13 protein-coding genes are annotated in these 12,669 nt (G+C 47.4%); 7 read left to right on the forward strand and 6 right to left on the reverse strand.

Going from position 1 to position 12,669, the window contains the following annotated elements:
* Positions 1-109: 109 nt before the first annotated feature.
* Positions 110-1,216 (reverse strand): FAD-dependent monooxygenase, encoded by a 1,107-nt coding sequence (locus AC3ITG_RS10930; RefSeq protein ID WP_489253724.1) that lies wholly within the window; start codon positions 1,214-1,216, stop codon positions 110-112.
* Positions 1,217-1,467: 251 nt separating this feature from the next.
* The gene (locus AC3ITG_RS10935; protein ID WP_063564746.1) at positions 1,468-1,992 is read right to left on the reverse strand and encodes an NAD(P)H-dependent oxidoreductase; all 525 of its coding nucleotides are present in this window, start codon (positions 1,990-1,992) and stop codon (positions 1,468-1,470) included.
* Between the two features lie 189 nt (positions 1,993-2,181).
* Between AC3ITG_RS10935 and AC3ITG_RS10940 the strand changes: the two genes are divergently transcribed.
* Entirely contained in the window at positions 2,182-2,664 is a 483-nt protein-coding gene (locus tag AC3ITG_RS10940; RefSeq protein ID WP_063564745.1) for a MarR family winged helix-turn-helix transcriptional regulator, read from the forward strand.
* Positions 2,665-2,749: 85 nt separating this feature from the next.
* Here AC3ITG_RS10940 and AC3ITG_RS10945 read toward each other — a convergent pair whose 3' ends face one another.
* The gene (locus AC3ITG_RS10945; protein ID WP_465116016.1) at positions 2,750-3,049 is read right to left on the reverse strand and encodes a hypothetical protein; all 300 of its coding nucleotides are present in this window, start codon (positions 3,047-3,049) and stop codon (positions 2,750-2,752) included.
* A gap of 214 nt (positions 3,050-3,263) precedes the next feature.
* On the opposite strand from AC3ITG_RS10945, the gene AC3ITG_RS10950 reads away from it, so the two are divergent.
* From AC3ITG_RS10950 to AC3ITG_RS10960, 3 genes are all read left to right on the forward strand, one after another.
* The gene (locus AC3ITG_RS10950) at positions 3,264-5,288 is read left to right on the forward strand and encodes a Na+/H+ antiporter (protein WP_063564743.1); all 2,025 of its coding nucleotides are present in this window, start codon (positions 3,264-3,266) and stop codon (positions 5,286-5,288) included.
* 88 nt (positions 5,289-5,376) lie between these two features.
* Positions 5,377-6,315 carry an aldo/keto reductase gene (locus tag AC3ITG_RS10955; protein ID WP_072732331.1) on the forward strand — a complete coding sequence of 313 codons (939 nt, stop codon included), beginning with the start codon at positions 5,377-5,379 and terminating at the stop codon, positions 6,313-6,315.
* 67 nt (positions 6,316-6,382) lie between these two features.
* Positions 6,383-7,159: a polysaccharide deacetylase family protein gene (locus tag AC3ITG_RS10960; RefSeq protein ID WP_063564741.1), complete on the forward strand. Its 777-nt coding sequence runs from the start codon at positions 6,383-6,385 to the stop codon at positions 7,157-7,159.
* Positions 7,160-7,296: 137 nt separating this feature from the next.
* On the opposite strand, the gene AC3ITG_RS10965 is transcribed toward AC3ITG_RS10960, so the two are convergent.
* Positions 7,297-8,847, reverse strand: coding sequence for a DHA2 family efflux MFS transporter permease subunit (locus tag AC3ITG_RS10965; protein ID WP_489253725.1), 1,551 nt, complete (start codon positions 8,845-8,847; stop codon positions 7,297-7,299).
* An 8-nt stretch (positions 8,848-8,855) separates the two neighbouring features.
* The gene (locus AC3ITG_RS10970; RefSeq protein WP_053783698.1) at positions 8,856-9,491 is read right to left on the reverse strand and encodes a biotin/lipoyl-containing protein; all 636 of its coding nucleotides are present in this window, start codon (positions 9,489-9,491) and stop codon (positions 8,856-8,858) included.
* A gap of 200 nt (positions 9,492-9,691) precedes the next feature.
* Here AC3ITG_RS10970 and AC3ITG_RS10975 point away from each other — a divergent pair, with 200 nt between their 5' ends.
* The 3 genes from AC3ITG_RS10975 (at position 9,692) to AC3ITG_RS10985 (ending at position 11,107) form a co-directional block, all read left to right on the forward strand.
* Entirely contained in the window at positions 9,692-10,162 is a 471-nt protein-coding gene (locus AC3ITG_RS10975) for a hypothetical protein (RefSeq protein WP_063564739.1), read from the forward strand.
* A gap of 126 nt (positions 10,163-10,288) precedes the next feature.
* Positions 10,289-10,495, forward strand: a complete 207-nt coding sequence (locus AC3ITG_RS10980) for a YwbE family protein (protein ID WP_063564738.1) — start codon at positions 10,289-10,291, stop codon at positions 10,493-10,495.
* 21 nt (positions 10,496-10,516) lie between these two features.
* Positions 10,517-11,107, forward strand: coding sequence for a DUF4269 domain-containing protein (locus AC3ITG_RS10985; protein ID WP_063564737.1), 591 nt, complete (start codon positions 10,517-10,519; stop codon positions 11,105-11,107).
* A gap of 13 nt (positions 11,108-11,120) precedes the next feature.
* Here the strand turns inward: AC3ITG_RS10985 and AC3ITG_RS10990 are convergent, their stop codons facing one another.
* Positions 11,121-12,557, reverse strand: coding sequence for a hypothetical protein (locus AC3ITG_RS10990; protein WP_064639155.1), 1,437 nt, complete (start codon positions 12,555-12,557; stop codon positions 11,121-11,123).
* Positions 12,558-12,669: the final 112 nt, after the last annotated feature.

A 12,669-nucleotide genomic window follows, 5' to 3' on the forward strand; every position in this document is an offset into this window, starting at 1 on the left:
AGATGGTGACATTAAGGTTAACTCCATAAAAGAACAAAACAGCCGATGCTTCCCCAACTGGGAGTCATCGGCTGTTTGTTGATTACGCGGTGCGTGAATACACGCATCATTATTGAAAAGATTCGTACCGCTGCTGGAACGAAGACTCCATCTCCAGTTGTCTAGCCAACTGCTGCTTCACTTTTTCTCCACGTCGGGCCTGCAGCTCTTGCAGCCGTTCTGTAGAAGTGAATTGATCGGCTGCCATATCAATGAGCAGCTCAGCAAGCACGTCCGCATCTTCCAATGCGGCATTCAATCCAAAAGCGCCCGTTGGAGTCATCGTGTGAGCAGCATCACCAAGCAAGACCACATTGTCCTGCGCCCACGAATCGGCGAAACTGCTCTCAACGGATAACAAAACAAAATCACTCCATGTCTGGATATGTTCAGCTACTGAATCAGCGAGACAGGGGAAGGCCTCCACGAGTTTCTGTACAAAGGGAGCAAAGGGCTGTTCACGCAGCTTGGAGAAGGACCCTTGCGGAATGTTCCATCCGATCTGCACGTAACCTCCGAATTGTGAGAATAGCGCCAACTGTTGACCATCCATACTGGCCATCCGAACAGCAGGTTCCCAGCCTGCTGGAGCAGGAATTCGAGCCCATAACAGGTCGTATCCATGTTTGCGGGTATCCGGGGTCAGACCAGCGTTTCTGCGTACAGCTGAATATCTGCCATCCGCACCAACAATAACCGCTGCTTCAATGGAAGCGGGGCGCCCTTCTTGCCGAATGTTGATGCCAATCGTTTGGTCAGCCTTATTCCGTAACAATCCAGTCATAACCGTATTATAAAGGACTTGCTCGTTTTCCTGGTGCTGTGATTGTGACACGATGACTTCCAGCAGATGATCCTGCGGCACATGAATGCCCACATGGGATTCTTGCTCTCCAGGGAAAATGGTGTGAATGATCTGACCATTCTCCCAATATTGAATTTGCTCCAGGGGCAGCACGCCACGCTGGGTGACAGAAGGGTATAATCCATGCTTTTTCAGTACATTCTCACCATCTGTATTAAGCACCTCACCACGAAACGACTTAAGCAGGTGCGGCTGGCGCTCGATCAGAATGGTGGATATTCCCTGCCGTTTCAGCAGGAAGGAGAGTAGCGCCCCTCCAGGACCAGCTCCTACAATACAAACGTCAGTTTTTAAATGCATATTTTGATTCATGTGTAAAATTCCCTTGCAATATAATGGATGAATATCGTATTACTTTATAATAACAGATTTATAAAAATCATTAAGTAACTAAAAGTAACTTTAAAGGTATACGTTATTATAAACAAATTCAATCCAATAATGCAATAGAATCATTCTATTTCTTAAAGGAAGGGGAGTTCAAGCCTGCGGTACTGCTTTTCAGCTTATGAGCGCAGGCTTGATAAGAACAGCAAATTCTTTTAAGGGAAATACTCTGATATCTATGTGATCAGTCGGTTGGTTATGCGAGCCACGCGTTCTCCCAGAGCTTTACCCAACGCTATGCCCTGTTCGCTGAGCAGATCATCACTGTCCACCGGACAAGTCACCCCAACACCATAATAGGAGCCATATAATGCATTATCTGCAAAGTTGCCAGGTAGCCCGGTAATAATCATGCCCTGATGGAGCATGGGTGTCAGCAGATGAATCAACGTTGACTCCAGTCCACCATGCTCGGTCGCGATGGTACAGAACACCGCACCGACTTTGTCTACAAGCTTGCCCTCTGCCCAGAGGTAGCCCAGCTTGTCGATCCAATTTTTCAACCCGGAGCTGATGGAGCCAAAATGTCCGGGGCAGCCCCAGATAATGGCGTCCATTTCCACCAGCTTGTAGATGTCGGCTTCTTCTGTGGAATGCAAATGAACGGTTGCACCATGCACGCTGGCTGCGCCAGCAGCAATCGACTCGGCAAGCGCTCGTGTATGACCGCCTTCACTATCGAAAACAATATAAATGTTCATTGCTTGATTCCTCCTTGTGTGGTTATCTGTTCATGCTATAAGGTAGCTTGTCACATGAAACGGCAAAATAAGCATGAACTTTACAGACAAGTAAAGGGTTTTGGGAAACAAGCGCATTTTTCACAAACAAAATAGTACAAATATGTTACAATATAAGGTAGGTTATGATCAAAGGTAGGAGGAACGTTTATGAGCCCGGATACGGAGCGAAACTCTCAATTGGCAAATGTCGATCAATTGTTGGAGGCCTTCTTCAGATATAAAAATAAAGTATTGGATCAGCAGCAAAGAAATGAAACAAACTGCAAATTGAATCCGACGAAAAGTCATATATTGGGCATGATTTTGCGTGAAGAACGCTGTATGGCTGTGGATGTGGCCAGACAACTTAGTCTATCTTCTGGAGCAACCACAATTGTGCTGAATCAACTTGAGAGCGAAGGTTTGATCCAGCGGGTGCGCAGTGAAGAGGACCGAAGAATTGTATGGTTGTCTTTAACTGAAGATGGGAAGCAGCTTGCAAGAACGTTGATTAATAATCGCGGTCGGATGACGTGGGAACTTTTGCAGGCGCTTACCGAAGAGGAACAACTGCAGATGTTTGGCATGCTGAAGAAGATTGAGCTGAAACTGCTGGAAAAAATGAAAACGTTGGAACAAACGCATCGCTAAATATATGGTGTGTAAAACGCCAGCCTTCAAGATTTTAAGCCCGCTTTGGGACTTGAATCTTGAAGGCTGGCGTTTTAATTTTCAATCAGAGATGGAAACGTTGAATGTGATCAGTCAGACCTTCCTGGATCAGAATTTCCTTCTGTTTTTTACCGAGCAGGTCAAAATGGGGGAAAGGCTGACGCCGATGGATGTAACGTGGGTCGAGTCCATGCTCTCTACACCAGTCCTCAAGCCGTTTCAGATCCGAACAGCCCACTTTGGTCACACTGGTAATGTCCGGAAAACGGTTGTCGATCCAGAAATGAGTGAGATAGGCAAGGTCGCCACGAGATACACGTTCTTTCCACTCGGCCAGCTCCTGTCGTTTAATTCCAAATGCCATAGACACCAAGTTCCTTTCCAAACGGGTATTGTCCTGAGCATATTGTAACATCTTATAAACAGAACCAATCAGAAATCTGCAATCGGACTGTTGTCCATTCGCTTTGGAAGGGTATTGAATATGACAACATTTTTATAATGAACTTTGGTTTATGTTAAAATAAGGTACACAAAATGGTTTTCACCACTTCATTATTCGGAAAGGGATTGTCATCATGGAACTATTTATCGCCGTGCTTGTTTTGCTGGTACTGATCGGTTTATCGAATATTTTGAACCGATTTGTACCCTTTATCCCCATTCCGTTGATTCAGATTGTTCTCGGTGTAGCCATTGCACTATTACCTGCGGGTGTGCATCTGCCACTGAATCCGGAATTGTTTTTCGTACTCTTTATCGCTCCGTTGCTGTACAACGACGGGAAGCGAACACCGAGGCACGAGCTGTGGAATCTAAGAGCGCCCATCCTTCTGCTGGCCCTGGGCCTTGTATTTGTAACGGTTGTCGTGGCAGGATATGCCATTCACTGGCTTATTCCAACCATTCCGCTTCCTGCGGCTTTTGCACTTGCGGCAATTCTGTCCCCGACAGACGCTGTGGCTGTAGGCGCTATGGCAGGTCGTGTGCATTTACCCAAGAGCATACATAGGCTTCTTGAGGGAGAAGCATTGATGAATGATGCATCCGGTCTGGTTGCATTCAAATTTGCGATTGCCGCCACGGTTACAGGGGTATTTTCCCTGGCTCAGGCGTCATTTAGTTTTATACTTATCGCGATTGGCGGGTTGCTGATTGGTGCCTTATTATCGTTCCTGTTGATCCGATTGGGTGTCTGGATTCGGCGTCTGGGGATGGAAGATGTAACGATTCATATGTTATTGCAAATTCTAACGCCCTTCGTCATTTATCTGGTCAGTGAAGAGGTCGGTGTTTCGGGCATTCTTGCGGTCGTCGCTGGCGGGATCATTCATGCAATTGAGCGTGATCGGACCGAGTCTGTACAACTGAAGATGCAGGTGGTATCTGCCAGTACCTGGTCTGTCATTTTATTTATTTTGAACGGATTGGTCTTTGTCATTCTGGGGGTACAGATCCCGGATGTGCTGAGTACCATCTTCGAGAATGTCTCGTTTGATAACCTTCAAGTACTCGGATATGTGGGCCTCATTTCAGTGCTATTGTTGGTACTTCGTTTTGTCTGGATCTATCTGTTCTGGAAAGGAAATGAAAATTCCGGTGAGGCGTTGTCGAGCGGGAAGCCTCGGCTGAAAGAAGTTACGATCATTACTCTTTCGGGTGTGAGAGGGGCTGTAACGCTGGCGGGGGCATTCTCCATTCCTTATGTTCTCCAAGACGGGTCTCCTTTTCCTGAAAGGGATCTGATCATTTTCCTGGCCGCAGGTGTGATACTGTTCACTCTGATTGCTGCAAGTGTGTTCCTTCCTATTCTTGCGAAGAACGAAGATAAAGCGGAAGAAGGTACACCGCAAACGACGGAACGAAAAGCACAGGATATTATGCTTAATGCTGCCATTCGTGCAGTGAAGTCGGAAATGAACGACCAGAATAAAGCTGCTGCGCTTGCGGTTGTTTCCGATCTGTCGAAGTATATCAGGCAGGCGGCTGGCGAGCTTACTGCCGGTAAGCGCAAGGACATTTTAAAACAGGAAACAGCCATTAATCTCATCGGTACACGGGCTGAACGCAAAGAAATTGAGAATATGATGGATGAAAATGTAATTGCTTCGGAAGCCGCCTTTAGATGTAACAGCTGGTTGGATCGAAAGGAAATGATGCTTGCAAACCGAACGAATACACAGATGATGTTCTCACTCAGTGAAATTGGACGATTGTTTGGACATGTGTTTACGAATCGTTCACGGAAGCCGGATCAGCCATTTATGATTGAAAATGCAGATCTGTTCCGTCAAGTGAAGATGCGTACCTCTGAAGCAGCGATCAAGGCGATTCGTGCTCATATGAACGATAGTAACCGGATTGTGGCTCTGTCGGTCATCTCTAGATATGAGCGGGTAATTGCCAAATTACGCACCTGGAATCAGGGCAAAACGGAAGATCCATTTGATCAGGAAAAGCTGGAATTGCAAATGGTGGCGATGCAGGAGCAGCGCAATACCATACAGCAGCTATACGAAAATGGCGAAATTAACCGCGATGTGGCTGCAAAACTCCGCCGTTTCATCAATGATGTGGAAGCTACAGCGCTGAAAAACACCTAATCCGATAAACCCGATATTTTAAATATGCTTAACCCTCTGATATAATATATGTGAGTTACCAACGCTCAGAAAAGGAGATGGATGAGACATGGCAGAACAACGTACTCGCTTGGGCAAAACCGATCTGATTGTTAACCCGATTGGATTGGGGGCTAATGCAGTAGGAGGACATAACATCTATCCGAATATGCTGAATGATGAGACAGGTAAGGATGTCGTTCGTACAGCTTTGAAACAGGGCATTAACTTTTTGGATACTGCTTTCATCTATGGACCTGAGCATTCAGAACGCTTAATTGGTGAAGTGCTGAAAGAAACGGGTCAGCGCCAAGATACTATCATAGCAACGAAAGCTGCACATAAATTCGTGGATGGTAACGTAGTCTTTGATAACTCGCCTGCTTTCCTCAAAACCTCTGTAGATGAGGCATTGAAACGCTTGCAGACAGATTATATTGACTTGTTCTATATTCATTTCCCGGATGAACTTACACCGAAGGATGAGGCTGTAGGTGCGCTGAAACGTTTGAAGGACGAAGGTAAAATCCGTGCCATCGGAGTTTCCAATTTCTCCATTGATCAGCTGCGTGAGGCAAATCGGAATGGAGATGTGGATGTGCTGCAGTCTGAATATAATTTGTTCAAAAGAGAAGCGGAGAAGGAATTGCTGCCTTATACGGCAGAGCATGATATTTCTTTTGTACCTTACTTCCCTCTGGCAGCAGGTCTGCTGGGTGGCAAATATAATCGTGATACAACCTTCCAGGATGGACGGGCGAAGAACCCGTTATTCACTGGAGAAGCCTTTATTCAGAATCTGGATAAGGTGGAACAACTACGTAGCATTGCACAGTCCAAGGACGCTGAAGTCGCCCATCTCGTTCTGGCCTGGTACCTGACTCAGCCGTCCATTGATGCGCTCATTCCTGGTGCCAAGAAACCAGAGCAGGTCATCAACAATCTGAAAACACTGGATGTTGAGCTCACAGCTGAGGAAATTGCAGTCATTGATCAAATATTTCGTTAAATAGTTCTGGTGAATCGGGAAATGCTAACAGGGAGTTTACGTTTGAAGATAAAGAGAGGACATAAACATGAACCTGAAGGCAGCCCGATGCATCGGATTGTGTACGCTGGTTTTTTTGCTTGGCAGCAGTTCTGCCTACGCCAAACCTGTGCAGAAGAACCGACAGTATTATGAGGAACGGGGAGAGATTGTGTGGGAGGTTCCCACACATGACAAACTCATCGCACTGACCTTTGATGATGGGCCAGATCCGGTCCAGACTCCGCAAATTCTGGCTTTACTCGAGCAGTACCAGGCCAAAGGCACTTTTTTTGTGCTTGGCAAATGGGCGGAAAAGTTTCCTGACCTGATTAAACAGGAGCAGCGGGAAGGACATGAAATCGCCAATCATACGTATGCACATACGTACGCGGTCAGGTCAACAAGGGCGGATAAGTACAGCCATGAAATGAACATAGCGGAGAAATCCATTGTTGGAGCAGGGGCGCAGCGTCCGACGTTGTTTAGACCCCCGGGAGGCTATTACAATGACATGGTCATTCAGGTCGCCAAGCAGCAAGGCTATACGATTGTGCTATGGTCCTGGCATCAGGACACACGTGATTGGGCTTCACCAGGCGTATCAGCCATTGTGAACAAAGTGCTGAAGAACGCACGTAACGGGGACATTGTTCTGTTTCATGACAAGGTGGAGGGCAAGTCCCAGACGGTTGCTGCGCTAAAAACGATTCTGCCTAAGTTGCAGGAGCAAGGTTATCGTTTTGTAACTGTATCGGAACTGCTTGCCGTTAAGGCGAGAGAGGCTGCCAAGGATGACAATTCATCCTTACCCCAGCATCCATAGCGCAAGCCAAAAACCGCAGGTCTCTGGATTAAAGAGACTTGCGGTTTTTTATTGTTTCAATTGATCTAAGTGAAGCTTGCGGATCTGATCTGTGATACAGGGGTTGTATATAGGATATAGGGTTGCCCAACGCCATTTTAGCGTTCAGTTTTGACTTTACGAGGACGGGAGCGAGCCCGCCGCAGGAATAACGACAGAAACAGACCAATGATCGAAATCCAGGTCGCTACAATGAAAGCATCATTAATGCCTTCGATCGTTGACGTCTGAACAGCGATACCATAGAGCTGCTGTAATGCTAGACTGGTGCCTTGTTCAGGCGGCATTCCCGCCGCAGTAGCCATTTGCGTGCCAAGCATACCGACTTGTTCTGTCAGTGCTACATTGGTTGTAGTCACGGTGTTGCTGTAATCCGCCAAATGAATGCCTGCACGTGTCGCCATTACAGTAATGAGCAGGGCGGTCCCGATTGAACCTGCGACCTGTCTGACCGTATTAGACATGGCCGTACCATGACTGGTGAGATGAGGCGGTAATTGGTTTAACCCCTCTGTCTGTACAGACATCATAAGCATGGACATGCCGAAGCTCCGGAACGTGTATAGCATCATGATGTGACCATAAGGCGTCTCCCCCGTCAACTTACTAAACTCAAAGGTGGTGATGGCAGTAATGATCAAACCGACAATGGCTAGGGGGCGAGAGCCAATCCGGTCAAACAGCGCTCCTGAGATGGGAGACATGACGCCCATTAGCAATGCACCAGGCAGTAGCAACAACCCGGATTGCAGGGGAGAGAATCCCCTTATATTTTGCAGATAGATCGGTAGCAGCAGCATCCCGCCAAAGAGTGCCATGTTAATCGTTGCACTGACCAGCGTCGAGATGGTGAAGATGTCGTATTTGAATACACGAAATTCCAGCAGGGGGTTCTTCATAGCCGTTTCTCTGAGTACAAAGAAGACGATGAAGAGCACGCCGATAATGAGTGTCAACAGCACTGTCGCGCTGGTCCAGCCTTTATCTCCGGCAGAGCTGAATCCATATAACAGAAAGCCGAAACCGATGGTGGAGAATAATGCGCCAAAACCATCAAATTTCGGCGAAGTAAGCTTGGACACATTTCTCAGCCAAATGAAGGCAAACAAAATATCAAGCAAGGCGAGCGGAATGACCATATAGAACAGAATCCGCCATGTATAATGTTCCACGATCCATCCAGATAAGGTCGGACCAATGGCTGGAGCAAACATCATGGCAATCCCCATCGTCCCCATGGCCGTTCCCCGTTTCTCTGGAGGGAAGACCGTCAGAAACACGTTCATAACCAAAGGCATAATAATACCGGCCCCACTGGCTTGTACAATTCGTCCTATAAGCATGACTGTAAATCCTGGACTGATGGCACAAATTAACGAACCGACGGTAAACAGCAGCATGGCTGTTACGAACAATTTGCGAGTCCCGTAAGACTCGATCAAGTAGGCGGTAATCGGAATGAGTACCCCGTTCACCAGCAAATAAGCTGTGGACAGCCACTGCACGGTCGTTGCTGAGACGTTAAAGTCATTCATCAGATGGGGGATGGCTACATTGAGCAAAGTTTGGTTCAGAATGGCGATAAATGCGCCAAGTAGCAAGACAGCGATGGTTTTTCCAAGTGGCAGTTGGTTTTTTTGATTATCCATCAGCAGCCTTAGATATGAACGCGCACGGTAGCGCTCATGCCGGGAACCACACCCAGTCCTTTATATCCTTCGATCGTAATGATGATCGGGATGACTTGTGTTACTTTGGTGTAATTCGCATTGGTATTGGACGACGGCAGTAGTGAAAAGGAGGACGCAGTGGCAAGTCCGATCTGGTCTACTTTGCCAGTCAATGTGGTGTCTGGAAATGCATCGACATATACATCGACGATCTGACCTGCTTTAATTTTATCAATCGCGGTCTCGTCTACATTGGCCGTCACGTATAGGTTATTGAAATCATAGGCCCGTGCGAGGGGCGTACCTGCAGATACTAGTGAATTTTCGACGGCGGTCTGTTGTACAATGGTGCCATCAACAGGCATCGTCACGGATGTTGATTTTCCCGCAGCGGTGACGGTGGCAACGGTATCGCCTGCATTAAATGTTGTACCTACCTTGCCTTTCCAGGATCGAAGCTCACCGCCTACTGCGGAAGCCACGGAGATAGGCTGCCCGGTAACAAGCGCATTATCGGTTTTAACGTAGCTGGTGGATTGGTTGTAATAGTAGATCCCGGCAGCCCCGGCTCCCAAAATCACCAGTATAACAATGATATTGATCAAAATGGCACGTGAATTCATGCTGATCATTCCTCCTCAATTCGGTTTTCTGTAAACCTTCTCTTTGATTGGTGCTGAAAGTCTTCTGCTGACAATCCTGTTTGGAGCATTCCCGCTACTTTGTCGCTCTATACGAAACAAGGTGAAATATTATTCGCAGAATAGGGCACCAATATATTGATTAAGGCTGCCTACAGGCGGATGATAAGGAGGATGCTCATATGTTGATCATTTTGGTGGTAATTGTTGTTATTGGGGTTGTGTTTCTGATGATTTATAACTCCAGATCGTCCCGCAAGGCTGCAGAAGCAAGAGCTTCCAAAATAACAGAGATGGATGAAGGGCCTGTCCTGCTGCATGAAGAAGATCGAGCCCGGAAGGAAGACAGAATTTACGAACAGGCAGAGCATAAAGAAGTTTTGGAACATGAGGATCGTAGGCAAACAGAAATTCATCAGATGGATTCTACATCGGAAGTGACCCCTTCACCACAGAAAAGAGAGACGCAGACTACAGATGGTGATCAAGCTTATCGCCAAGCATTGCTTCATTTCCGTAAACCTGCCGAAGTGGAAGACGAAACGGTGCTGACGGAGACAAAAGAACCTGAAAAGAGTGCAGATGAAGTCTATCGATCGGCTCTGAAAGTGATGAAAAGCAAATCTTCTGATCCCTCTTCAAAGCGGAAATAACAGTTCAGTTATGTTTTTGAACATTGGTCATGGCTTTCGTTTTCAATCCAAAACGTCTACAATAGATGAAGCTTTGTAAATTATGGCTACATGACATGGAATACGTTGAAGAGGAGAGGGAAACCCATGAATGGACAACAACGAGTAAATATCAAACCGGGTCTTGAAGTGGATATCGTGCTCAAGCAAGATCAGCCGACAGGCAAACTGACACGCGGTATCGTGAAGGATTTGTTGACCAAATCGCCCACACACCCGCATGGGATCAAAGTACGTTTGACCAGTGGACAGGTGGGTCGAGTGAAACAAGTCGTTACAGGAGCGTCAGAATGAACCGCTACCCGAGGGTGTGACATGATTACAACTACAGATGTAATGGCACATTTGGCCTCGGGGAACGAGCGTCAGCAGGATGCGTATAAGGTGTTGCAATCCAGTGGATTGTTAAGCATATTGGCAGCTTATCAGCCTTATCCGGCTGGAACAGTGCCGATTGATATTGATATTCCTGGAAGTGATCTTGATCTATTATGTGAGGCAGCGGATCTCGAGGCGTTCCAAACATTGGTGCACCAACAACTGGGCGGAATGCAGGGTTTTCGATGCGACAGGGGGGATGGCCGTGCTGGCCAGCGTCCTTATGTGACCTGTAGTGTGGAAATTGGAAACTGGCCTGTAGAGATTTTCGCTCAGTCCCTATCTGTACGCAGGCAGAATGCTTATATTCACATGCTGGTAGAGTGGGGATTGTTGCAACTCTGGGGTGCAGCAGGACATCGGGAAATTCGCAAACTGAAGCTGGAAGGCTTGAAGACGGAGCCTGCATTCGCTACTGTATTAGGACTTCAGGGAGACCCGTATGAGGAAATGCTTCATCTGGCCGCAATGAGTAAGGATGAGCTTTGGCAATGGGCCCGCTTGCGTACGTCTTTTCAGTTCGAATAGCACGGTTAAGTAATCAGATTAGAAAGATAGCAACGATAGTAGTAACTGTTAATCCCAGCAGTACCGGTTTCAGATTGCGTCGTGCCAGTTCAAATGGACTGACTCCACAGATGGCAGCAGCTGGAATTAAGGCCCATGGAATTAAGGTCCCACCGCCTACCCATATGGCGGCGACCTGACCCAGTGCCGTCAATACAGGTGCGGAATCTGCCGAGCCTGCAAACATGGACGCAATGGAGCCGACCAGGGATATTCCAGAGAACCCCGAACCATCCATTCCCGTGACCGCTCCGGTCACAGTCATCGTTATAGCACCTACCGTATTATTCAATGGCACTAGCCCTGCAAGAGCAACCCCTAAATCATTCACAATCCCGTGTGATCCAGCAGGCAGCGGGTTGTTGAACAGTTCTGTGATCGCAGCATCCCCAAGATAAAAGAAAGCGGCAATCGGGATAACAGGACCAAACACCTTGAATCCGAACTGAAATCCTTCAATTAAATAGTTTGTTGTTTCTTCCGGACCTGTATGACGATGCGCGGCAAGTGATACGGCAATCAGAATGAGCACGGCCGTTCCACCAATTAGTGCTGTGGCATCACCGCCTTGTAATTTAAGTAAAAACATCAGAATGACATCGACTAAGAATAACAATGGGATGATCAGAGCGAATGCCTTTTGCAAACGTGGGGGCATTGCTTGACGTTGAACGGCTGGCTCCTCGGAGATCGGCGCAGAGTCTGACGAAGGTGGATGAACGGTTACTGCTTCACCAGAGATCGGATCACTGAGTTTAACGGGGGAACCTGACTTCATCTCCTTGCGTAGCATCCAGAATGCCGTTACGGTAGACACCGTCCCCATCACTATGACAAGTGGGATACTTGCAGTCATAACAGCGGTAACGGGAAGGCCAGCTGCATCAGCTGTCAGTTTGGGTGCCCCTTGGATAATGTAATCCCCTGATAAGGCAATGCCGTGACCGAACAGATTCATGGCAATGGCAGCGCCGATGGGAGGAAGTCCGACTCGTACTGCTACCGGAAGAAGTACAGCTCCAACCAGGGCAACGGCAGGAGAGGGCCAGAAAAACAATGATACGATCATCATAATGAATCCAATTCCCCAATAGGCGACCTGTGGAGAACGGATGAACCGGGTGAGTGGTGTCACCATGACTTCATTGATCCCCGTCCGGATTAATACCCGGCTCATGGCGACAATGATCGAGATGATAAAAATGGTGCTGAGCAGCTCCTTGGCTGCGTAGATAAAACTGCTGAAGATTCCGGAAACCGATCCGCTTAATGTTTCAGTCGCCAGGAGTCCAATGGTCATGATACCTGCGACACAAATGATGGTTGTGTCTCTACGCCGAACCATGACGGCGATAATCAAGACGATAAAAGCCAGATATACATAATGCAATGGGACGAGTTGTATATTCATCGGACATGCCTCCTTACATCCTTGATGTCAATCCAAAGAGTGATATATCGTATGCATGTCATCACCGGGCGTTCGTGGAGTGTGGAGCAGGATTTTTTTTACAGATGGAGAA

Source organism: Paenibacillus sp. GL_099_B (genome assembly GCF_057835695.1).

Coding starts and splice junctions, on each gene's coding strand:
- AC3ITG_RS10990 (WP_064639155.1), bottom strand. CDS start 12,557: ATGAATATACAACTCGTCCCATTGCATTATGTATATCTGGCTTTTATC.
- AC3ITG_RS10950 (WP_063564743.1), top strand. CDS start 3,264: ATGGAACTATTTATCGCCGTGCTTGTTTTGCTGGTACTGATCGGTTTA.
- AC3ITG_RS10945 (WP_465116016.1), bottom strand. CDS start 3,049: ATGGCATTTGGAATTAAACGACAGGAGCTGGCCGAGTGGAAAGAACGT.
- AC3ITG_RS10960 (WP_063564741.1), top strand. CDS start 6,383: ATGAACCTGAAGGCAGCCCGATGCATCGGATTGTGTACGCTGGTTTTT.
- AC3ITG_RS10985 (WP_063564737.1), top strand. CDS start 10,517: ATGATTACAACTACAGATGTAATGGCACATTTGGCCTCGGGGAACGAG.
- AC3ITG_RS10980 (WP_063564738.1), top strand. CDS start 10,289: ATGAATGGACAACAACGAGTAAATATCAAACCGGGTCTTGAAGTGGAT.
- AC3ITG_RS10955 (WP_072732331.1), top strand. CDS start 5,377: ATGGCAGAACAACGTACTCGCTTGGGCAAAACCGATCTGATTGTTAAC.
- AC3ITG_RS10935 (WP_063564746.1), bottom strand. CDS start 1,992: ATGAACATTTATATTGTTTTCGATAGTGAAGGCGGTCATACACGAGCG.
- AC3ITG_RS10940 (WP_063564745.1), top strand. CDS start 2,182: ATGAGCCCGGATACGGAGCGAAACTCTCAATTGGCAAATGTCGATCAA.
- AC3ITG_RS10965 (WP_489253725.1), bottom strand. CDS start 8,847: ATGGATAATCAAAAAAACCAACTGCCACTTGGAAAAACCATCGCTGTC.
- AC3ITG_RS10930 (WP_489253724.1), bottom strand. CDS start 1,216: ATGAATCAAAATATGCATTTAAAAACTGACGTTTGTATTGTAGGAGCT.
- AC3ITG_RS10970 (WP_053783698.1), bottom strand. CDS start 9,491: ATGAATTCACGTGCCATTTTGATCAATATCATTGTTATACTGGTGATT.
- AC3ITG_RS10975 (WP_063564739.1), top strand. CDS start 9,692: ATGTTGATCATTTTGGTGGTAATTGTTGTTATTGGGGTTGTGTTTCTG.